The 21,367-nt window shown below is 45.7% G+C and carries 21 protein-coding genes; 5 read left to right on the top strand and 16 right to left on the bottom strand.

Annotated elements, in window-relative coordinates:
- Positions 1-41: 41 nt before the first annotated feature.
- The 3 genes from MH215_RS14610 to MH215_RS14600 all read right to left on the bottom strand — a co-directional run bounded on the left by MH215_RS14610 (position 42) and on the right by MH215_RS14600 (position 1,779).
- Complete coding sequence (locus MH215_RS14610) at positions 42-497, bottom strand: MarR family winged helix-turn-helix transcriptional regulator (protein ID WP_056703339.1); 456 nt, start codon at positions 495-497, stop codon at positions 42-44.
- A gap of 209 nt (positions 498-706) precedes the next feature.
- Positions 707-1,384: a TIGR00266 family protein gene (locus MH215_RS14605; RefSeq protein WP_239291106.1), complete on the bottom strand. Its 678-nt coding sequence runs from the start codon at positions 1,382-1,384 to the stop codon at positions 707-709.
- The gene (locus tag MH215_RS14600; protein WP_056703330.1) at positions 1,381-1,779 is read right to left on the bottom strand and encodes a winged helix-turn-helix transcriptional regulator; all 399 of its coding nucleotides are present in this window, start codon (positions 1,777-1,779) and stop codon (positions 1,381-1,383) included. Before MH215_RS14600 ends, MH215_RS14605 begins: the two co-directional genes overlap by 4 nt.
- 152 nt (positions 1,780-1,931) lie before the next feature.
- On the opposite strand from MH215_RS14600, the gene MH215_RS14595 reads away from it, so the two are divergent.
- Together MH215_RS14595 and MH215_RS14590 are read left to right on the top strand one after the other, a co-directional pair.
- Positions 1,932-3,131 carry an MFS transporter gene (locus MH215_RS14595; protein ID WP_239291105.1) on the top strand — a complete coding sequence of 400 codons (1,200 nt, stop codon included), beginning with the start codon at positions 1,932-1,934 and terminating at the stop codon, positions 3,129-3,131.
- Between the two features lie 202 nt (positions 3,132-3,333).
- Positions 3,334-4,182, top strand: coding sequence for an aldo/keto reductase (locus MH215_RS14590; RefSeq protein ID WP_239291104.1), 849 nt, complete (start codon positions 3,334-3,336; stop codon positions 4,180-4,182).
- Positions 4,183-4,308: 126 nt separating this feature from the next.
- On the opposite strand, the gene MH215_RS14585 is transcribed toward MH215_RS14590, so the two are convergent.
- The 7 genes from MH215_RS14585 to MH215_RS14555 all read right to left on the bottom strand — a co-directional run bounded on the left by MH215_RS14585 (position 4,309) and on the right by MH215_RS14555 (position 12,196).
- Positions 4,309-5,382: a pectinesterase family protein gene (locus MH215_RS14585; protein ID WP_239291103.1), complete on the bottom strand. Its 1,074-nt coding sequence runs from the start codon at positions 5,380-5,382 to the stop codon at positions 4,309-4,311.
- Positions 5,379-6,491, bottom strand: coding sequence for a glycoside hydrolase family 88/105 protein (locus MH215_RS14580; RefSeq protein WP_239291102.1), 1,113 nt, complete (start codon positions 6,489-6,491; stop codon positions 5,379-5,381). The genes MH215_RS14585 and MH215_RS14580 overlap by 4 nt, the downstream gene beginning before the upstream one ends.
- An 88-nt stretch (positions 6,492-6,579) precedes the next feature.
- On the bottom strand, positions 6,580-7,548 hold the full coding sequence (locus MH215_RS14575) for a LacI family DNA-binding transcriptional regulator (RefSeq protein ID WP_239291101.1): 969 nt from the start codon (positions 7,546-7,548) through the stop codon (positions 6,580-6,582).
- Positions 7,549-7,580: 32 nt separating this feature from the next.
- Positions 7,581-9,176: an extracellular solute-binding protein gene (locus MH215_RS14570; RefSeq protein WP_239291099.1), complete on the bottom strand. Its 1,596-nt coding sequence runs from the start codon at positions 9,174-9,176 to the stop codon at positions 7,581-7,583.
- A 57-nt stretch (positions 9,177-9,233) separates the two neighbouring features.
- A complete protein-coding gene (locus tag MH215_RS14565; protein WP_056703312.1) occupies positions 9,234-10,115 on the bottom strand; it encodes a carbohydrate ABC transporter permease in 882 nt (293 codons plus the stop codon).
- Positions 10,116-10,141: 26 nt separating this feature from the next.
- Positions 10,142-11,059, bottom strand: a complete 918-nt coding sequence (locus MH215_RS14560) for an ABC transporter permease (protein ID WP_235540943.1) — start codon at positions 11,057-11,059, stop codon at positions 10,142-10,144.
- Positions 11,060-11,392: 333 nt separating this feature from the next.
- Entirely contained in the window at positions 11,393-12,196 is an 804-nt protein-coding gene (locus MH215_RS14555; protein ID WP_239291097.1) for a helix-turn-helix domain-containing protein, read from the bottom strand.
- A gap of 117 nt (positions 12,197-12,313) precedes the next feature.
- Between MH215_RS14555 and MH215_RS14550 the strand changes: the two genes are divergently transcribed.
- Positions 12,314-13,537, top strand: coding sequence for an MFS transporter (locus MH215_RS14550; protein WP_239291095.1), 1,224 nt, complete (start codon positions 12,314-12,316; stop codon positions 13,535-13,537).
- Between the two features lie 63 nt (positions 13,538-13,600).
- Positions 13,601-14,386, top strand: coding sequence for an ABC transporter ATP-binding protein (locus MH215_RS14545; RefSeq protein WP_239291093.1), 786 nt, complete (start codon positions 13,601-13,603; stop codon positions 14,384-14,386).
- Positions 14,387-14,545: 159 nt separating this feature from the next.
- On the opposite strand, the gene MH215_RS14540 is transcribed toward MH215_RS14545, so the two are convergent.
- From MH215_RS14540 to MH215_RS14520, 5 genes are all read right to left on the bottom strand, one after another.
- The gene (locus tag MH215_RS14540) at positions 14,546-15,280 is read right to left on the bottom strand and encodes a class I SAM-dependent DNA methyltransferase (RefSeq protein WP_481857440.1); all 735 of its coding nucleotides are present in this window, start codon (positions 15,278-15,280) and stop codon (positions 14,546-14,548) included.
- 144 nt (positions 15,281-15,424) lie between these two features.
- The gene (locus MH215_RS14535; protein ID WP_239291092.1) at positions 15,425-16,720 is read right to left on the bottom strand and encodes a glycosyltransferase family 2 protein; all 1,296 of its coding nucleotides are present in this window, start codon (positions 16,718-16,720) and stop codon (positions 15,425-15,427) included.
- Positions 16,721-16,880: 160 nt separating this feature from the next.
- Positions 16,881-17,756 (bottom strand): diguanylate cyclase domain-containing protein, encoded by an 876-nt coding sequence (locus tag MH215_RS14530; protein ID WP_239291091.1) that lies wholly within the window; start codon positions 17,754-17,756, stop codon positions 16,881-16,883.
- A 124-nt stretch (positions 17,757-17,880) separates the two neighbouring features.
- A complete protein-coding gene (locus MH215_RS14525) occupies positions 17,881-18,981 on the bottom strand; it encodes a glycosyl hydrolase family 8 (RefSeq protein ID WP_343224583.1) in 1,101 nt (366 codons plus the stop codon).
- A 56-nt stretch (positions 18,982-19,037) separates the two neighbouring features.
- Entirely contained in the window at positions 19,038-19,505 is a 468-nt protein-coding gene (locus MH215_RS14520; RefSeq protein ID WP_239291089.1) for a MarR family winged helix-turn-helix transcriptional regulator, read from the bottom strand.
- A 173-nt stretch (positions 19,506-19,678) separates the two neighbouring features.
- Between MH215_RS14520 and MH215_RS14515 the strand changes: the two genes are divergently transcribed.
- Positions 19,679-20,125, top strand: coding sequence for a GNAT family N-acetyltransferase (locus MH215_RS14515; protein WP_239291088.1), 447 nt, complete (start codon positions 19,679-19,681; stop codon positions 20,123-20,125).
- A gap of 122 nt (positions 20,126-20,247) precedes the next feature.
- Here MH215_RS14515 and rlmN read toward each other — a convergent pair whose 3' ends face one another.
- Positions 20,248-21,342, bottom strand: coding sequence for a dual-specificity RNA methyltransferase RlmN (gene rlmN / locus MH215_RS14510; protein ID WP_239291087.1), 1,095 nt, complete (start codon positions 21,340-21,342; stop codon positions 20,248-20,250).
- Positions 21,343-21,367: the final 25 nt, after the last annotated feature.

The following is a 21,367-nucleotide window of genomic DNA, read 5'->3' as shown; positions in this document are numbered from 1 at the left end:
ACATGTAGTTTAATAATGTACAAAAAAATCCAATAAGTCAGTTATTCGGATTTATTATTAATAAACGCACGTAAAATATCCATATACTCTTCCTTACGATCACTTACCAGATCAAAAAACGCCTTGTCCGCAGCCTCTACAACCTGAATCCCCTGATTGGCAAGAGCTGTGCCCTCTGGAGTTGTAGAAATGATATTTGCTCTTGTATCCGTCTTATGACGAGTACGTTGAATCAGCCCTCTCTTTTCAAGCGCACGAAGAACTTGAGATGTTACATTAACATCGACATTCGTAAATTGAGAAATTTGAACCTGAGTAACACCATTACCCTCTTCATCGCGTTCATTCAACCATAAGCATCCATGTAGAAGCACAAATTGTGGGTGTGTTAACCCAAGCGGCTCAAGAACCCGTCTCATTTCTTTACTCCACATGGTCGTAACCTGCCATAACAGGTGTCCTGGACTTTCATTTGCATTTTTAAACTGTGAACTCATCTCAATTCCTCCATCACCGATGCCTTAGAATTCTAATTCATTACATATACTAGAGAATATTACAGAATAATGGTCGTCACATGAACCGGCTCATGACGGCTATATCATGGGTTTGGACAACCATTATGTCTAGGCATTGCAGGTTAATTATTCTTATAACGATTTTGCCATCTGATCCGTTGCAACTTTGTATCTTTTTTCATGGCGGTTTAACGCGAAGGGATAAATTGCTTTACCCATTGTCCGAACCCTTGCGGATTGCGACTCTGGATCAAGACCGTTCCTTCTCCCCTGAAGCGACACACCAATCCTTCTCCACTAGTCACACTGGACAGCCAGCCCTGTGAGGCTTTCTCAATGCGATAATTCATATAATGAGGCCATGCAACGAGATGTGCATTATCAACGATGACCTCTTCGCCCGCAGCCAGATGAATGGCATGGATTGCACCATACGAAGACAGAAATACGGTTCCCCGACCACTGATCTCAATAATGAAGAAACCTTCTCCAGAAAAGAGACCTTTTTTGAGATTCTGCATTTTGCTATTCACCTGAATACCTTCAGTACCCGCGAGAAATCCATCCTTCTGCACATAGAGAGAGTATGAACCGTCTAACTCGACTACTTGCACATCTCCCATGCTAGAAGGGGACAATAGAACCTCTCCTGATCCGCCTGTAGCCGTAAGCTCCTGAAAGAAGAACTTCTCCCCACTAATCATGCGTCCGAACCCTGCGAACATCCCACCTTCTGCCGAGCCTCTCAGCTCAACTGAAGGTGTCATGGATACCATAGCTCCACTCTCAGCCTTGAACCGTTCTCCGCGTTCTAGATTAACTTTGAGCATAGCAAACGCACCTTGATGCAGAATCTCATAATTCATTGCTTCATCAGCTCCTTGTGATCTTCAGAACCAAAATCATTCAACCCATTGTCCTCCAACATCAACGCTTTATCGCCATATTCCCTTACGATATGCTGATCGCCCCAATTGCAAAGTGCATTGAGTATCGGTTCCAAACTCCGACCATAATCGCTTAATTCGTACTCCACCTTCGGTGGAACCTGATTATAGACGATTCGATTCACAATGCCATCATCCTCAAGCTCTCTCAATTGCTGTGTCAGCATCTTTTGTGTAATAGCAGGCATTATGCGCTTAAGATCACTGGTACGTTTCTTTCCGTGGGTCAGATGGCATAGAATCACACATTTCCATTTACCACCGATGACCTCAAGGGTTGCTTCAACAGAAATGTTGTACTTCTTCCTCTCCATGGTATATCTCCTCCCTGGTCGATTTCATTAACGGTATAGGCACCAAAAAGTACGTACGGTACTGAAAAGTACGTACTATTCATTTGATATGGAATATCTCATAATAGCATTTGCCAGTACGTAAATCCACATTCCAGGGAGTTGAGCTATATATGTTACAAAGTTCCAAACGAAGTACACTCGCGCTGCTGGCACTCGCAATCAGTGCATTCGCCATCGGCACCACTGAATTTATCAGCGTAGGTCTGTTGCCGCTTATTGCAGATGATCTCGGCATATCTGTAACCACAGCAGGATTAACCGTTACCTTATATGCACTTGGCGTGACGTTTGGAGCACCTATCCTAACCTCTCTAACGTCTACCGTCTCACGCAAAACGTTGTTACTTGCAATCATGCTTGTTTTTATTGCAGGCAACACGCTTGCGGCCTTATCTAGCGGGGTTACGCTGCTGCTCATTGCTAGAATCATCACAGCCCTATCCCATGGTGTATTCATGTCGATTGGTTCAACGATTGCAGCAGATCTTGTACCTGCCAATCGTAGAGCCAGTGCGATCGCCATCATGTTCTCCGGGTTAACCATTGCGACCGTAACCGGTGTACCGTTAGGCACACTTATTGGTCAGCACTGGGGTTGGCGTGCAGCTTTTATTCTCATCGTGGTCATTGGGCTCATCGCGTTGGTTGGTAACCTGCTGCTCGTGCCCTCTACACTGGAGCGCGGAACACGCACTGCCTTCCGGAACCAACTGAAACTTGTAACCAACGGAAGACTGCTGCTTGCCTTTGTCATTACGGCCGTCGGATATGGAGGGACATTTGTTGTCTTCACCTATCTGTCTCCACTATTACATGATATTAGCGGATACGCAGAGCCAACGGTAGCACTCATTCTACTTGTGTACGGGATCGCCATTGCGATTGGTAATATTCTTGGAGGAAAAGCAGCCAACCGCAGTCCACTACAGGCACTTTTCTACATGTTTATGATCCAAACCGTAATTCTGGGTATACTATATTTCACAGTTCCCTTCAAAACGGCAGCATTGGTTACGATCCTAGGGATGGGTATGCTCGCTTTTATGAATGTCCCCGGATTACAGATGCATGTGGTGACACTCGCAGAGCGATATGCGCCGCAGGCAAAAGACGTAGCCTCAGCCTTTAACATTGCTGCATTTAACGCTGGTATCGCAATAGGCGCCTATCTCGGTGGTGTAATCACGGATTCCATAGGCTTAATCCATACAACATGGGTAGGAGCACTCATGGTACTCACTGCGGTAATCCTAACCGCTTGGGCGAGAGTGCTTGACCGTAAAGAAATGCATGTACCGGCACATAAGTAACTTCTCTCACTAAAGTCTACCAACTCTAGATACTCTTCAATCTAAGAGCTTATCTTGAGTAGGGAACCGGTTTCAAAACAGTGTATAATTATATAATATACGTTGATTGCAATTTGATCTACTATGATTTGATTTTGTATCATGAACTAATAGCAATTCTACACGAAGTAACGAATTGTATACACATCAAGGAGGAATTTTCATGACAACAGCACAAAACTTACAATCGACAACAACATTGCATAACGGCGTTCACATGCCTTGGTTTGGGCTCGGCGTATTCAAAGTAGAAGAAGGAGCTGAGTTAATCACAGCGGTTAAACATGCCATTAAATATGGTTATCGCAGTATTGATACCGCTGCGGTATATGGCAATGAAGCTGGTGTAGGACAAGCGATTGCTGAAGCATTGCAAGAGAACAATCTTAAGCGCGAAGACCTTTTCATCACCTCCAAAGTATGGAATGCTGACCTTGGGTACGAAGAGACACTTGCTGCCTTCGATACAACGATGAACAAGCTAGGACTCGAGGTCTTGGATCTATATCTGGTTCACTGGCCAAAAGCGGGTAAATATAAAGCTGCATGGAAAGCCATCGAGGAACTTTACCAAGCAGGCCGGATTAGAGCGATCGGGGTAAGTAACTTCCAGATTCATCATCTGCAAGATCTCATGCAGGACGCTACGATCACTCCTATGGTGAATCAAGTAGAATATCATCCTCGTCTGACGCAGACGAAGCTGAAAGCCTTCTGTGAAGAACACAACATTCAGCTTGAAGCGTGGTCCCCGCTCATGCAGGGTCAGCTGTTGGACAACCCGGTGCTCACAGAGATTGCATCAGCAAAAGGCAAGTCAATTGCACAGATCATTTTGCGTTGGGATTTACAGAACGGTGTCGTTACTATTCCAAAATCCACTAAGGCACATCGCATTGAAGAGAACGCTTCGATCTTTGATTTCGAGCTATCTTCTGAAGAGATGGAACGAATCCATGCGCTGAATGAAGATCAACGCGTTGGACCTGACCCGGATAACTTTAACTTCTAATCCGTTGAATTAAATATCGATCCAATAGATTCACAAAGCCTCCACTCCCTTCGCCATGGCGGAAGGTATGGAGGCTTTTCGTGCAATAGCAGAAACGTTTAGTGTAGTAGAATGATACGAGAGCTGCTATTCACTGGGCTTTTCAATCGGGGATGAAGCACAGAAAGGTTGCCAATTATCTTCACCCGACAAAATAAGAGGTATCGTGTATTCAGCCGCTTCCTGCTCCGTTAGGAGGTCAGCCCATGGTACACGAATGCCTGCCTGTACTTTTCCTGGCCCTGAACTGTTATACTCTGCGAATACCACGGTGCTCTCTGCATCGGTTTTGTTCCAGTTATGCCAGCCTTCCTGCTTCACATGGGCTCCAATCCAGCAGTTGAGAAAGCACACTTTTGCATAATTACGCCATGGTCGTCCAAGATACACCGATTCAGGGGGTGCGTTGCTGGTTAGATCACAGTCAATAAACACATAACCATACTTCACATCCGCAGGAGTGGAAGCCGCAGTAACATAGCCCTGCACTTCTCCCTGTACCTGATCTGCACCGGACACACGAATCTTAGAGAAGATCTCACAATCTTTGAATACCGCCGTCGCCGAGCCAAAAATAAAATCAACATCGCCCTCAATGTAGCAGCCTTCATAGTATTGTCGTAGCTTACGCCTCTCAGCCCCATCGCGCGGCCCGCCAAAAAAGCTTCGATCTAACGGTTGCTCCGGAAGCGGCCCGGTGAAAATTGTATCTTGGTGCCCAATGAATCGGCAGTTCCGAAAGGCTGCCCGGTCTCCGTCAACATATATCGCCAGAGCCTGACCAACAAGCTTACCTGGCCCCGCCGAGTTTACGAATGAGAGCCCTTCTGCGGTAAAGTCATCAGACCCAACAAACACAGTATAGGAATGAAATGTGTGATACAGCTCGCCGTTCGGGAATGTCTTGAGGGCATGGTCATCATACGTGATGATCGTCTGCTCGGCTCCCTCACCAATGAGGTGAACCTTAGACTTCTCAATATGCAGCTTCTCAACATACACCCCTGGTTTAATGCGAATCTCCTGCTTGGCTTCAACATGATCAGGAATTGCGTCGATTGCAGCCTGAATAGTCGTGTAATCACCACTTCCGTCGGTTGCCACGGTATAACATATAGTGCTCTGGCTCAGATCGGTGGGTGGCAGCATACGTTTGGTCATGACAATCGCTCCATTTCCAGCGCAGCCAGTAGAAGTGGTGCTGTCCCCATGAAGGAATCACTTACGATCTGCTCGCTCACGTAGTAACTGTACGATCCGTCCCGATCCAGACTGAGTCCAGCTCCGTGGCAAATGCTGTTCAGCTTCACTCCATCTGCCGTCTCTTCTACCATCCTAGATGTTAGACCTTTCCATCCTTTCTCAGCCGCTTGCTTGAACTGTGGCTCCAAATAACGCAATCGAACACCCTTCGCAAGTGCGTACACAAACATACTTGAACCTGAAGCTTCCAGATAATTGCCTTTGCGGAACCCTTGATCTAGCACCTGGAACCAGAGACCACTCTCCTGCTCCTGCACGCGTACCAATGCGTTACACATCCGCTCGAAGATGCCGATAATGGTTCCCCGCTTCGGATGATGGATCGGGAAATGCTCTATACTATCCACGATGGCCATCGCATACCATCCCATCGCTCGACTCCAGAAGTGTGCGGAACACCCTGTTGTGGAGTCTGCCCATACCTGCTCCTTCGATTCATCCCATCCATGATAGAGCAGACCTGTTCGCGGATCGCGGGTCTTACGCTCAACCAGCAAAATCTGGTGAGCGACCTCATCCCATAATTCCGGACGATTGAACTTTTTCGCGTATTGTGCGAGAAAAGGGGAGGACATGTACAGTCCATCCAGCCACATCTGGAATGGATAGATTTTTTTGTGCCAGAAGCCACCTTCCGATGTTCTTGGCTGTCCCGCCAGTTGTGCCGCGAGTAGATGCGCCGCTTCCTCATAACGCTGATCTTCAGCATCTTCCATTAGCCTAAATAAATTCTTACCCTGATTAATCTGATCCAGGTTGTATTCTTCAAGCGAATACGTTGCGATCGAACCATCCTTTTGAATATATAGATCCATATGCCGCTTCATAAAATCAATATATTCATCTTTGCCATACTGTTTACCCGTTTGCGCCATCGCCATAAGAGTCATGCCTTGAACATAAGCCCAGCGTTCAGAAGGAAATGCATGATAACCGTCATTGTCACATTGCTCTACAATTGTCTCTGCTATTCGTTCAGACCAGGATAACTGTGTCTGTATTGGCATAAAATCAACCTCCTAGGATGTGATACGGTATTGTATATTGCAAACTCGATCCTCAAACGTCCTGTTATTGTTATTGATGTTCAGGTCATCACTTCCGAGAAACTGCCGTTGAACTGCGGTGATTCAGCTGCGGTTGAATCACCACCGGATATTCCGTCTGCTCACCGCGAATTAACGATACGATTAGCTCTGCTGCCTGTGCCGCCAGTTCCTCCAGCGGCGGACCAATCGTGGTGAGCGCGACTTCGGCGTACTGCATATCCGGCAGATCATCATAACCGATTAATGAGATATCCTTAGGCACGTTATAACCAGCTTCGAGAAGCGCACGTAGCGCCCCCCGGGTCACCAGGTTGTTAAGCCCGATAAACGCTGTTGGCGATTCCGGCCCAAATGTATAATTTCGAATAGCAAAATATCCATCCTCCCACGATGAGTGGGCAGGCAAAACGTAGTGAGGTTCAAATTCAAGACCTGTACGTTGCAACGCTTCTCGGTATCCTTCCAGCTTGATATTCTGGGAGTTCCCGATGAATCCAATCCGACTGTGTCCGAGGGATTGAAGGTGCTGTACAGCCTTGTAAATTCCTTCTTTGCGATCAATCTTGATGTAAGGAGAATTCGGAGCTTCATCCGTACCGAGTACAAAACAAGGCATGTTCAAGGTAGCGAATTTTTTCCAGAAGGCTTCCCGATCTTCGAGTGCATAATCCCAGAGGATACAGCCGTCCACACGTAATTGACTGAATATATCCACCCCATCATCCGCTACAACGAGGATCATCTGATAGCCCCGTTTCTTGAGTTCCGCATGTAAATTGCCTGATATGTTGGAGAACAATGGATTGCTGAGTTCATCAAGAACAAAGCCAATGATGTTGCTTCTGCCAGTGGAGAGCTGCTGAGCCATAATGTTTTTTCGATACTGGTGCTTCTCTGCCACCGCGAGCACTTTCTGTCTCGTCGCAGGTTTGATACGAGGATCACCGTTGAGCGCCTTGGATACCGTGCTATAGCTCACCCCTGCCAGTTTGGCAATGTCCTTAATGGTTATCAAAAGAAATCAACACCTCTCATACCTTGGGAAACTTATTGCTGTGCAGCTTTGTACCGGTCATATTGCGCCTGTCTGCCGGCAATAACTTGCTCAATGTTCATTTTCTTTAATGTCTCAATATAGCTATCGAACTGATCTAGACTTGTATCTCCACTAATAAATTTGAAGTTCATTTCTTCCACATACGTTGTGATATCTGGCATGGACATGCTCTCTACACTAGCTTCATCTGGCAGAGCATACACAAACGGGAACGGTTCACGAATATACGGTTCCATTTCCTTATCCAGCTTGGCATGCCACTCTGCTACGACCGAATCTGCAGAATCGGTGGATTGAATATTCGGCAGATTGACCGGACCAATACCGAGCTTCTGAATGTATTCGTTGTCTTTACCTTTATCCGTGAAGGTCTTCACACCATTCTCCTCGGTATAGGTATCATCCTTAATACCCCATGTGTAGTACGTCTGCGCTTCCTCACTTACCGCATAATCCAGGAAACGGAAGGCTAGCTCTGGATTTTTACTATCCCGGGTAATTCCGAAAATGCCACTCACCGGTGTACGTCCAACATAGAATTGGTCGCCATGCGGCCCTTTCAACGGCAAGATGCCTTTGAAAATGGGCTCAGCTGGGTTGTAATCCTTGTACAGCGGACTGTAGACCATAGACATATACCAACTAAAATTAAACGTTGCACCCGTTAAATCCTGCGAGATCCGAGATGTTACCTGATCACTTGTTGTGCTGGCATAATCTACACCGAGCAGACCTTCCTTATAAAGCCCGTTCAGATAGGTCAGATATTCCTTATAGGCAGGCTCATAATAGCTGAAATGAACCTTGCCTTGATCGTCAGCGTAGAATTGGTTCGACAGATCCAAGCCAAAAACTGGCCCAAATGCCATCGGAATAAACTTGGATTCCATCGACAATGGAATTTCATCCGCCTGTCCATTTCCATTCGGATCATCGGTCTTAAATTTGCGCAGCATTGCCGTGAATTCATCCAGCGTTGTTGGCTCATTCAAGCCGAGCTTCTTCAGCCAGCGCTGGTTGATCATCATTACAGGCATATAGTTTTTAGTTAACGTTTGCTGCGGAACATAATATATTTTACCATCTGGCGTTGTTAAACTGGCTTTGACCGCAGGCGATTGTTCATATATTTTTTTGAGATTCACCCCGTACTTATCAATCAACTCATTCAATGGAATAAACAATCCACTGTTAATGTATTTCATAAGCTGATCCTGATCAGGCAAGTAGACGATATCGGGTAAGCCGGTACCTGCCGCCAGCCGTGGATTCACTGCATCCGCATAGTTCTGAGGTGGAATCAGATCCCAATCAACCTCAACCCCTGCATTACTCTCAATTTTCTTCACGATGGCGGCAGTAGATAGATCTACGTTGGTCGTCCACGCATTCGTTCCAAGAACGGACAGCTTCGCATCAGGCTGATCGGTAACCGGTCCTGCTCCAGTGTAATTAAATGCCGGTTCTGAGCTTGTTGGGGCATTCCCTGCATCGTTTCCTGTTCCTGCACCGCCGCTGCATCCTGCCAGACTGATCGCCAATATGGCTGCAATGATACTTTTTCTTCCTGCTCTTCTAATTCTCATCCGCTAATCCTCCTTGTTATGAACAACCTTGGTCGTACGGTGATCAAGTAAGTAAGGCTATCCTTTCACGGCTCCGAGGGTAATCCCTTTGACGAAGTACCGTTGGATAAATGGGTAGATCGATACAATCGGTAGAATGCTGACCACAATAGATACATACCGGACTTGAAGTGTTGAGACTGCCAGCGCACCCGAAGTCATGGTGCCCCCCATCTTCTGCATCACCTCAGGTGAGGCCATGATCAATACTCGGCGTAAGAACATCTGTAAGGGCTGCATATCCTGCTTGCCGAGATATAGTAGCGCAGAGAAGAAATTGTTCCAGTGAAATACGGCGTAATACAGCGTTAGAACAGCTAATGTTGGTTTGATAATAGGCACCGCCAGGCGGTATAGCATCGTCATTTCGTTGGCACCATCGATACTTGCGCTCTCAAAAATTTCATTCGGAATGCCTTCGAATGCGGAGCGACAGATCATCACGTTAAATGTAATGACCAGCACAGGCAGCACCATGACCCAGCGTGTATTGTACAATCCGAGAGATGTAATCAACATGTAGACGGGAATGAGTCCACCCGAGAAATACATGGTGAAGGCGATGAAAAAGTTCAACTTTCTACGCAGGAAAAATTGCTGTCTTGATAAAGGGAATGCCGCTAGGCAGGTCGCAACAATATTAAGCAGCGTACCTACGACGGTGTACCACAGGGTATTGTAAAAAGAGACCCATAACTCGCTATATTGCAGCACCATTTTATAACCCGAGAGCGTAAAACCTACTGGCCACAAGACCACTTGTTGTTTGTCTATGGCTTCCACCGAACTGAATGAAATACTAACAACGTACAGGAAAGGATATAACGTAACAGCGACTGCCAAGATGGTCAGCAAATAGATAAATGCGTAGAATAACCGGTCACTTCTCGATTTTTGCATATCAGATCTCCTTTGGGGGAATGGTCTTACCAGAGTGACATCTTGGTCAATCGCCGAGTCATTGAATTGGCTGCAAATACAAGTACAAACGTGATGATCGAGTTAAACAGACCCACGGCTGTTGCAAAACCGTAATTCTGCCCTTCAATCCCCATCCGGTATACGTAAGTGGATAATACATCGGCCGTCTCGTAGGTAGCCCCGTTATAGAGCAGATATACTTTCTCGAAGCCTACACTCATAATTCCACCTAGCGACAGAAGCAGCAGAATGACAATCGTTGGTTTGATGCTCGGAAGAGTCAAATGCCAAAGCTCTTGAAATTTGTTGACTCCATCAATCTTGCCGGAATCGTACATCTCGGGGTCTATGCCCATAATCGCGGCAATGTAAATAATTGAACTGAAGCCAAAGCTCTGCCATATATCGGAGCTAGTGAAGATGGTACGGAACCATCCGGCATCCATCATGAAGTTCACTTTTTCCATACCAAGCTTGGCGATAAGGGTATTAACGATTCCGTCTGTAGGGGACAGAAAATTGATAATCATCCCTGCCACAACGACGGTGGAGATAAAGTGCGGAAGATAAGTAATGGTCTGGGCAAATCGCTTGAAGGTTCGATTCTTGATCTCAACGATACAGACAGCGAACAGAATGGGGATGGAGAATCCGAACAGGAGCGGTAGGAAGGCGAGCAGAAACGTGTTGCGCAGCAGCCTCCAGAAATAGATGGAATTCACAAACTGATCAAACCACCTTAGGCCAACCCACTCGCCACTAAACATTCCCTGACCGGGTATGAAATTCCGAAAAGCGAGCAAAATGCCGGGCATGGGAACATACATGAAAATCACGTAATACAGAAAGATTGGAGAGAACATAAGCAGCAGATACTTATCCCGTTTGACTAGGCTGAACAACGTGGACATCCGTTTTTTCACCTTGAATCCTTCCCCCTCATCATAAAATTACAACGTTTGAATTTTCGGATAGAATTAAATCTTTTTTCCATAATCACACCCACTCAGCAAATTAATTATGGTTAATAAACATGATTAAATTAGCATAAAGTGCTAATTGATCTGATGGTGTGAAGCTGAGTTAATAATCTGCACCCATAATTACAACGTTGTAATTTTAACTTAAATGTATACGCTTACATAAACTTTTAATCATCTTAGCAAAGTCTATCTTATTTGGCAACAACAAAAATCAGTGTCCGGCTGTAACTTTCTTGAATACAGTCTCGCATAAGCGAGACTGCCCATGATAATTTAGACCTGATTCCGATATTCCATCGGTGTCATAACATACACTCGCTGAAAAGCTCTATACAACTGGCTGACGCTGGAGAATCCCAACTCATAACTGATTGTGGTTACTGAATCAGTCGTAAGGCGGAGCCTTCTAGACGCTTCTTCTACCCGCAAATTCAGCAAATATTGGTAAGGTGTTGATCCCGTAAGAGCCTTGAAAGAACGCATAAAATGATACCGGCTCTGATGCGCAACCATCGCCATCGAATCAATATCCATTGGGCCTGTGTAGGCACTGTGAATGTAATCAAGCACTCGGCGGAGATGAGGATCAATGAATGTACCGGTATCTACCGTTTCTATTTCATTTTCCTGCCCCATCAACATACGTCTTAGATATGTCTCAATCGCTAGTTCTGTTTCCTGTACTCGCAGCAAGTCGGGCATGTCATCTAACAAAATGGAATGCCAGCTTCGAAACAAGCTGCTGATCTCCGCCGGATCGAAATTCTGGGCAGGCCGAAACTCAGTCCGTCCCCCACTTAACTCCGCGCCTTCGTAACTTCCTAAAGGCGGTTTACGGAACTTAATCACTATGACAGCCGAATCTGAACCTATTTCAAAATTATGCTCCGTTTGAGGATGGGCAATAATCCCCATGCCTGCTTTCAGAGGGTATGCATGTCGTTCCTGTACCAGATGACATTGGCCTCTGACCGGCAGCGTTAGCTGATACCAGTCGTCATGCACATGAGGCTCATTGGCGAATCCTCCGGTAGCTTTCCATAATTTCAACCCATTTAGCGTCATGTTTAATTCCATCGTTTCCTCACCTGCTGACATTATAGCAAATCGTGCTCACTTTCCAAGCACTTTTCACAAAGACATGATCTGCCCCCATCTTTTATCATAGAAAAAAATAATTCGAGGTGATCTCCCATGGCTCAGGCCACTTTAAGCAAAATGCAAATCAACTCCTCCGCCAATTGGGCACTCGCCGGAGTTAGTTTCGCCCATCTGCTGAATGATGCGGTGCAGACGGTTGTTCCATCTGCGTTCCCGCTGTTTCAGCAGACCATGCAGCTCAGTTTCGCCCAGATGGGCTGGATTGCCTTCACCCTGAATATTACCGCATCCGTTCTTCAACCTCTGGTCGGTTATATGTCAGATCGCAGACCGATGCCAATCCTGCTTCCTGGAGGCATGTTATTCTCCTTGATTGGTGTTCTAGGCTTAGCCTTGTCCTCCGAGTTATGGATGCTGCTTGTTTCAGCAGCACTGATTGGTATAGGTTCATCCATTCTCCATCCCGAATCCTCACGCGTGGCGCATATGGCAGCCGGACGCGGACGCGGCATGGCGCAGTCGATCTTCCAGGTAGGAGGCAACACGGGGCAGGCACTTGCTCCATTGCTGGTTGCCTTCATCTTGCTGCCACATGGGCAGCTTAGTTTTCTATGGCTAATGGGATTTGCCCTGATCGGTATCTTCATTCAGTCTTTGGTCAGTCGCTGGTACAGAGACAGGCTTGCCGAGACTCGCATTCGTCAGCAACAGCCTCTAAAATCAAGCGACGCAGAATCTGTAACTCGGCCTGTAAGCCGGGGATTCATCGCTTTTACAATGGGAATTCTTATCCTGCTGCTGTTCTCCAAGTTCGTATATATCGCTGGCATGACCGGATACTACGCCTTCTATTATGCCGATGCGTATCACTTGCCTCTCTCCCAGGCACAGATCTGTCTGTTCATTCTGCAATTTGCAGGCATGGTCGGAACCTTGCTCGGAGGCCCGCTCGCTGATCGTTACGGACGCAAACCGATGATCTGGTTCTCCATTGCAGGCACTGCACCGTTTTCGCTGTTGCTGCCTTATGCAGGACCCGTCCTGTCCATGGTGTTGTGTGGAATCATTGGACTAATCCTGATGTCCGGCTTCAGCGTCATCATTGTTTATGCACAGGAATTGCTTCCTCGTCATATTGGAACGGTATCTGGGTTGTTTTTTGGCCTATCGTTCGGCATGGCTGGACTTGGCTCGGTTGTGCTAGGCTCCTTAATTGACGTAACCAGCGTTGCGTTTGTTATCAAGTTATGTTCGTTTTTGCCACTGCTTGGTGTGTGTGCTGTATTTCTGCGCAGAGATCGACCAAGGACAGTGTGATCGCCGTTGAACCTCTTTCATTTTGTGACTACAATAAATGAAGCGAGGATACAGAAAGAAGGAATGAATATGATAATTGATGTACAGCATGTATCCTGGCGAAGAGGAGCGATCACCTTGTTGAATGATGTCAGTTGGTCTGTACGCAAAGGTGAGCATTGGGCACTTCTCGGTCTGAACGGTTCAGGTAAAACGACACTGCTTAACATGATTACCGGTTATCAGTGGCCATCTGAAGGTAACATCTCTGTGCTTGGACATGCCTACGGGGATGTCGATTTGCGGCAGCTTCGGAAGTCGATTGGATGGGTTAGCTCTTCCCTACAGGAGAAATTACATGGAAGTGACCGTACGCAACATGTTGTTATCAGTGGAAAGCATGCTACGATCGGGCTGTATGACCAATGTTCGGATGAGGATCTCGAACAGGCAAAGGAACTGATGAGCGCGCTTGGTTGCCAACATCTATGGGATCGAGAGTATCGCACGTGTTCCCAAGGGGAGAAGCAGAAGCTACTCATTGCAAGAGCACTGATGGCCAACCCGCGCATTCTTATTCTGGACGAGCCGTGTAATGGCCTCGATTTATTCTCTAGAGAGCGACTACTAGAGAGCATTCATAATCTGACCCTGCGTCCTGATGCTCCGTCTCTCATTTATGTTACACATCATACAGAAGAGATTTTGCCTGTATTTAGCCATAGTCTGCTACTTCGTAGAGGTGAAGTTGTCAGCCAGGGGTTAACCAGCGAGCTGATGAATGCCGATGTACTCAGTCAGTTCTTTGAAGCTCCAGTTGAAGTGGATCGACACGGAGATCGTGTGTATGTTAGGGCAGCAGAACAATAATTAGCTTATTTCATCAACATCTATTGCTATGTTGTACACACATTTCTGTGTATAGAGCTCTAATTCATCAGCCCAAACATCTTATCCACATGTGGATAGAAGTTTGGGCTGATGGCGCTTAGATGAATTATCCACAGTAAGCTGTGCAAGTTCATCCTTTTATTTGCGAGCCGATAAGAATAAGAATAGCGGAATCCGTTGACGCCGCAGATAAGTCTCTTCATTCACAAAATGCTGACGCTGTGGCGCTGACTCCCGTAAATGCTCCACATGGAATCCCGCCTTCTGTAATGCTATGTAGTATGATTCAAGTGCACGGTGCATCTTCTTCACCGAACCACCTAACCACTGTTGCTCCCGAAATCCTTCGACGAAATATTGATCTACGATCCAGTTTGTCCGAGTACCTGAAGGCTGTAAGGTGGATGTAATTACCGGATGTTCAACCGAAAAGCTAAACGTTCCTCCGTCCTTTAAGGTGTGATATACCTTTTGGAATAGGCTATCGATATCTTCGATGTAGTGAATAGCTAATCTGGATATTGCCACGTCATAGGTCTGCGCCTCATCATTCCAGTCCTCAAGAAACGCTTGCTTGATCTGAGCATTCAACCCTTTTAGCGATTCGTGGGCTGCATCTACCATGTTAACTGACCCCTCAACCCCGGTGTAGCTAGCCGCCCGATGCTGTGCCCCAAGCAATTCTGCACCAAACTTGGCATCGCCGCAGCCTAGATCTAATACGCTTTTGCCTGCGATATCTCCAATTAACTCTAGCATAATCGGCTTCTCCAGCGTATCGTTCGCATTCTCCTGCCACTGCCGTCGCTCCATATACTTCTCAAAATTAGCCTCATTATCATAGAAATCCGATCCCCTGTCCACCAGCCTCATCGCCTCCAATATGTGCTTTTTGAACAACCTCTATATATTTGCTCGCATGAGTATACCTGAAGTCTGTACGTCCGTCCACCTATAGCAAAAGGCTACTTTCGGGAATATTCAGAAAGTAGCCTGATGACCATAGAATGAAATTGATTATCCAAAACGTTGTGTCTTATACCACTTGCTCTCACGCTTCCGGATCTTATCCATCGTTAACGAATACGATGCCTTGATGGAGATGAGGATGAATAACTGTGCATAGGTAAAGTAGGATAGGCAGGCATATATAAAATTGCGTATATTACTTTGTCCAATATCAGAGGCCAGGGCGAGATTAATCTGCAGAACATAAATGTAGTACATTAACGCCCAAGCGATGACCAGATACACATACACGTCTCCAGAGAACTGGAACGGAGAACTTACTTCTGGATTAAATATACCGATGATCCGAAATACCAGGTTAACGATAAAGATAATATCGGATACGATGATCGCAATCATAAACCAAAAATAGCTGATAGCATAGTACAGTAATAACACCTTGCTACGCCAGTTAGTGCGGTTGAATAGGTTCAGAAAATTATCCAGAACAACCTGGTAGTTTCCTTTTGCCCAACGTTCACGTTGTTTCATGTATACACTGAGCTTCTCAGGCTCCTGTTGGTACGCTTCGGCTTGGGGAGCCAGTGCAATCAATTGTCCTCGCGCGAGAATGTCAAAAGAAAGTGCTGTGTCTTCGGTAATGGCTGTAACATCCCAACCACCGATATCACGGATTAGTTCCGTTTTAATAATATAGTTAGTACCTGGAATTGTGCCTAGCTTAAACAGCTCCCAAAGGCCGGTGTGATAGACACGTTGTGCCGTAATAAGCTCCAGATTAATACATTTCGAGAGGAAGTTCTGCCCTCTGTTCCGAGCCTTGTTTCTCCCATATACGACGCCATACTTCTCCGGGTCTTCCAATGACTTCTGCGCCAGAAACATTAATGAATTGCGCTCTGGAGCTGCATCCGCATCGAAAATGCAAATCCACTCCCCAGTCGCTAGCTCCAATCCGTCATTTAATGCACCGGACTTTCCTCCAGTTCCTTTGCGCTCCATCACAGTTACATTACGATGGACATAACGGGTTTTGCTTAGGAAGGCATGCAGTTTCGCAGCAGTATCATCTGTACAGTTATCTGCAATAACAATAACCTGTACCTTCTCTTCGGGATAATTCATCTGCAATATATGTTCCACGGTAGCTACAATAACCAAACCCTCATTATGAGCAGGTACCATAACTGTTACTGTCGGATAATGATCCATATCTTTAGGGATATGAACGCCTATTTTCTCCTGTTTATGAATGAAACGAATGGCTCCTGTCATGATGAGGATGGACTCAAATACAGCTATCCAGATACTAAAAATTGATAACAGTAAAAGAATATCAGCCACTTAATTTCCTCCGATCATATTTGCGATAGACTTTTGAGCGGAATCGAAGCGTGGCAATGGTTAAGCCTATTGTACACAACATAAAAATACAGCTAATAGCGATACATATGGGGATGAACCAGGTTACATAGTTCACGGAGCTTCTCTCCTTCTAGCTAGTTTAGATATATTCACCAATGAGATCTGTCTCTGTGTTCCGTTCAAGCGCAGCAATAACCGCATCAATATCTTCGTACTTACTGAAATTTTCTTTCTGAAAAATGAGTGCTCCTGAGCGAATAACCGTCTGTAGTTCATTTCCCTTCTTATCAATAAAAGATAGATCCATCATTGCACTTTTGATCCGCTGGGTAAGCACGGGAAGATACTCTACGTTCACCATCGGACATAGAATGACAAAACGCCCACGATCCACAAAAAATTTGTAATCCTCAAATCGAATCTGCTTCTGGATCGTACTGGACAACTCCAACAGAAACTGCGCATATCTCACTGATCCGAGAGACTCCATAACCAAGGGTAGAAATTCAATTTTAAACATCGCCATACTGAATCCATAATGCTCTGAATACCGTTTAGCAAGATTACTCTGCTTAATGACCGTATCCGTCAGTGCCTCCTTGTTGCCAAGCGAGGTATCGAGATCAATCTCTGGATTGCGATCCTGCATCTCCTGCAAGCGATCCATAATCCGTGCGCTCCGCACAAGACTGGCCTTGATGAATGCAGCCACAGCAACATTAGCGGGAATGAGTAACCACCATGAGAATGTAAGCACATTAACATCGGCATAGGTTACCAACCACACAAAATAAGAAACCAGGTACACAAATATGACAACAACAGATACACCGACAGGTAATATAAAACCGAGAACTAGTGCAGCTAATGACACAACACTAAAAATGACGTCTAGCGTGGTATAACTTTGATTCATATATATTTTGAGATATACAACAAGTTGCTGAATTACAGCGAGTCCAATCAAGCTGGCATACCCCCATCCAATACGGCGAATAGGTGCTTTATTTCTCATCTTTTCTCCCTTCTGCATGTAAATTATGTTATTTATATGCCCTACTGAATATTTCACTAATTTGCGACAAAATAATACAAAATACATGCTATCATATTAGCCATTTGATAAAATGACGGAAATATTACTTTTTAAGATTATTTTTCAATTCTGTCTCAGCAATTAATGGAAAAAGATTATCAAATGCATGCGTGTCCCCGTTAAATACGTAACCACCCGGATAATTTGAATCCTGGCTCCGGAATGTGATCATATGGTTATACAGTTGTTTAGCCCATTTTGGATCACCTGACTTGATTGCAAGTAGAATCGCAAGTCCATATACAGATGGAGATTCATAGGATACGACTGGCGTACGATCACTTCGTTGGTACTGTCCTGCCAACTGCTTGCGGGTCGCAAACTCTTGTTTTAGAAAAGAAATAAGCTTATCCGGCTTCTGACTGGTTGTTGCCAGATGATTAGCCACGATTAACTGATCAATCAGGTTTACCTTTTCATCATAGTTATATGTTTTGGTGATAACATTGAACGATTTAGGATAAAATACACCATCATCCGGCATGCTTTTTAGCATGTACTCGTACTTCTCATACGTCCCCGGCTCTAGCAATTCATGCTGCTCCATCGCTTTCAACGCTGGTAAATCCACGTACACCAGACTTAATGTATCTGAAGAGATTCCATTCGCAAAATCATGAAAATCGACATAATAGCCTTTCATCTGCACCGATTGATTCAATGTTTGGGTGAGTTCTGCAGCCGTCTTAAGTATTCTGGCCTTGTCCTGTTCCCACAGTTCCGCAGCCGATAGCAGCGCACCTATGATTCGCAGATCATCCCCTAGTGCATTGGTGGTCACCAAAGATTCCCCTTCAGCATCAAGCTTCCAGGCAATATATTTCTGCGGCATTAGAAAATAGGTCGTTAGCAGATCGTAACTTTGCTTGAATAATTCCTCATCGTTCTTGGCAACAGCATATTGCATCCATAACCCCAGGGACTCGGACAACGCTTCCCGACCTGCTACAACATCAGGCGTATCCGATATAGCATCCTTCAGGTAAGAAGCCAGCGTACCGTTCGGATTGGTCATATGATGCTGGACAAATACAGCTGTTGGAGTTGGTTCATCCACTACCCAATACCCCTTTATATAGCTCATTAACCCCGCCATAATACTAGCAACGACAATAAGCAGCCATAACAGCCCTTTCCGGCTCATGTTCCTCATCTTGTCCTCCTGTATTTTTCCTCGAAAGTGATCGATCGAAGAGCTGATCATTCCTCCTGATCCATATACGGTCTACGCCCACCCTTCTTCACGAACCGCCAATCAACCTCAATGTTGTGACGCATCCGGCGTAGCAGAGATACGGCCGTCTCAATCTCCTCTTCCGTTAATCCCGCCAAGGTCACTTGATCAGAGTGAGCCCCCTCTCTACGAATAAACTCCCACGCCTCAAGACCGGCCTCGGTTGGATATAACTCCTTGTTCTTCTTATTATCGACTGCTGCTTGCTTACGAATAAATGCGTCGGATTCTAGCTTACTGATTGCCCTAGCCGCTGTCGTTCGATCCACTTTGATGAGCTCGGCGAGCTGGTTCGGGATAATGCCAGGATTCTCACATATGCGATATAGGTATAGGTATTGCCCCCGTGATAGATTCAAATGTTGAAATTCGACGTTGCTGATGGAATCCAGACAGCGCGCTATCATGCCAATTTCACGTAATACATCCTTCATTGCACTCACGTCCTTGTTTGATATTATGTTGCATTCACAACAAAAATAGTGATATAACTAATTTTAAATAATAATCTCAAATTGGGTAGATCGCATATGGTTTGACTCAAATATGATTTTGGATAGTCTACCATGTCAGCATACCATTACGATTGAACGAAGGAGACACATTAATGAACATCACTGTTGTTGAGGTCAACAATCAGGAATTACTTGAAGCTGTTTTTGCTATCCGCACCGCTATTTTTGTTGAAGAGCAAGGTGTATCTGCTGAAGATGAATTCGATGCTTATGATGCACTGGGTTCGGAAGCCCGACACATTCTTCTCTATGTAGATGGTGTGCCTGCCGCTTCGTCCAGACTGCGCATTGTGGAAGATGTTGCCAAGCTGGAACGAATCTGCGTCATGCTGGAATACCGCAAGCACGGTCTTGGTCGTATTCTTATCGATAAACTGGAACAGATGTCTCTAGCCCAAGGACTAGAGACAGCCAAGTTACACGCTCAGGTGCAAGCCTCCGGATTCTATGAACGGCTTGGGTATGCCCCAGCATCCGATGTATTTATGGAAGATGGCATTCCGCATCTATTGATGGTCAAGAAACTAGGGCACGCTTGAAAATAATTACACGAAAAACGCCTCTGTCACCACTTCTTAGTGATCTACAGAGGCGTTTACTATTTAGACACTGAAGCTAGGGTCACTGCTCTGAGAGCATCGCCCTTACTTCAAGTATGACCTTATCCCAGGGCAAGTCGACCCGCTTGCGGCTCAGATGCATCATTCTTCATCTGTTTGCTCCGCAATTGCCCGCAGGCTGCATCGATATCTGTACCATGCTCCATACGAACTGTGGAGTTGATATTATTCTTTTTGAGCGTATCATAGAAGCCAAGAATCGACTCTTCTGTACTCCGTTGATACTGACTGTGCTCATCCACTGGGTTGTAAGGAATCAGGTTCACACTGACCATGTTCTTCCGGCTGGATAATAGTTCAGCCAGCTCAGCCGCATGCTCACGTTGATCATTTACATCACGGAGCAGAATGTATTCGAACATAATACGTTTATTCGTCGTAGCCAAGTAATAATCGACTGCATCCATCAGTTGTTCGATCGGGAAAGCCCGATTGATTTTCATGATATGTGTGCGTAGGTCATTATTCGGTGCATGTAGGGAAATAGCTAGATTGACCTGGAGACTGCTGTCTGCAAACTCTTTGATTTTGTCTGGCAAACCACTTGTAGACACCGTAATCCGTTTCGCTGCAAGCGCTAGTCCCTTACGATCCTTCACCACTTCGATGAAATTGCTCATGTTCTCGAAATTGTCAAACGGCTCGCCAATCCCCATCACAACAACGTTGGTCACTCGCTCACCTTGACCTGCTGCATCGAGATGCCGTTGTACGTGCATGATCTGTTCTACAATTTCGCCACTGGAAAGGTCACGGCTCTTCTTGATTAACCCGCTCGCGCAGAAGCTGCAGCCAATATTACAGCCCACCTGAGTCGTTACACATACCGTGAGACCGTACTTTTGACGCATAAGTACTGTTTCGATCAGGTTCCCATCCTGCAAGCGCAGCAAAAATTTCACTGTGCCGTCTGCCGATTCTTGCTTCACATGTTCACTCAGAGAGTTCATCGTAAAGTGTTCGGAGATCACGTCCAGACATTCCTTGCGCACATCGGTCATGTCTGTAAACTGATGCACACGCTCTTGATATAACCATTCCCAGATCCGGGAAGCACGGGATTTCTTCTGCCCGTGTTCCGGCAACCAGGAACGTAATTGCTCTAATGTTAATCCATAAATGGATGATTGGTTCATTACGCAGTCCTCTTTTCGAAAAAAA

It is taken from the genome of Paenibacillus sp. ACRSA (assembly GCF_022346845.1).
Lineage (GTDB): Bacteria > Bacillota > Bacilli > Paenibacillales > Paenibacillaceae > Paenibacillus.
This window is presented reverse-complemented; position numbering and strand designations above follow the sequence as displayed.

Coding starts and splice junctions, on each gene's coding strand:
- MH215_RS14580 (WP_239291102.1), bottom strand. CDS start 6,491: ATGCCAATACAGACACAGTTATCCTGGTCTGAACGAATAGCAGAGACA.
- MH215_RS14595 (WP_239291105.1), top strand. CDS start 1,932: ATGTTACAAAGTTCCAAACGAAGTACACTCGCGCTGCTGGCACTCGCA.
- MH215_RS14525 (WP_343224583.1), bottom strand. CDS start 18,981: ATGAGCCGGAAAGGGCTGTTATGGCTGCTTATTGTCGTTGCTAGTATT.
- MH215_RS14590 (WP_239291104.1), top strand. CDS start 3,334: ATGACAACAGCACAAAACTTACAATCGACAACAACATTGCATAACGGC.
- MH215_RS14610 (WP_056703339.1), bottom strand. CDS start 497: ATGAGTTCACAGTTTAAAAATGCAAATGAAAGTCCAGGACACCTGTTA.
- MH215_RS14515 (WP_239291088.1), top strand. CDS start 19,679: ATGAACATCACTGTTGTTGAGGTCAACAATCAGGAATTACTTGAAGCT.
- MH215_RS14605 (WP_239291106.1), bottom strand. CDS start 1,384: ATGAATTATGAGATTCTGCATCAAGGTGCGTTTGCTATGCTCAAAGTT.
- MH215_RS14555 (WP_239291097.1), bottom strand. CDS start 12,196: ATGGAATTAAACATGACGCTAAATGGGTTGAAATTATGGAAAGCTACC.
- MH215_RS14570 (WP_239291099.1), bottom strand. CDS start 9,176: ATGAGAATTAGAAGAGCAGGAAGAAAAAGTATCATTGCAGCCATATTG.
- MH215_RS14545 (WP_239291093.1), top strand. CDS start 13,601: ATGAATATGATAATTGATGTACAGCATGTATCCTGGCGAAGAGGAGCG.
- MH215_RS14565 (WP_056703312.1), bottom strand. CDS start 10,115: ATGCAAAAATCGAGAAGTGACCGGTTATTCTACGCATTTATCTATTTG.
- MH215_RS14530 (WP_239291091.1), bottom strand. CDS start 17,756: ATGAGAAATAAAGCACCTATTCGCCGTATTGGATGGGGGTATGCCAGC.
- MH215_RS14540 (WP_481857440.1), bottom strand. CDS start 15,280: ATGAGGCTGGTGGACAGGGGATCGGATTTCTATGATAATGAGGCTAAT.
- MH215_RS14600 (WP_056703330.1), bottom strand. CDS start 1,779: ATGGAGAGGAAGAAGTACAACATTTCTGTTGAAGCAACCCTTGAGGTC.
- MH215_RS14550 (WP_239291095.1), top strand. CDS start 12,314: ATGGCTCAGGCCACTTTAAGCAAAATGCAAATCAACTCCTCCGCCAAT.
- MH215_RS14520 (WP_239291089.1), bottom strand. CDS start 19,505: ATGAAGGATGTATTACGTGAAATTGGCATGATAGCGCGCTGTCTGGAT.
- MH215_RS14585 (WP_239291103.1), bottom strand. CDS start 5,382: ATGACCAAACGTATGCTGCCACCCACCGATCTGAGCCAGAGCACTATA.
- rlmN (WP_239291087.1), bottom strand. CDS start 21,342: ATGAACCAATCATCCATTTATGGATTAACATTAGAGCAATTACGTTCC.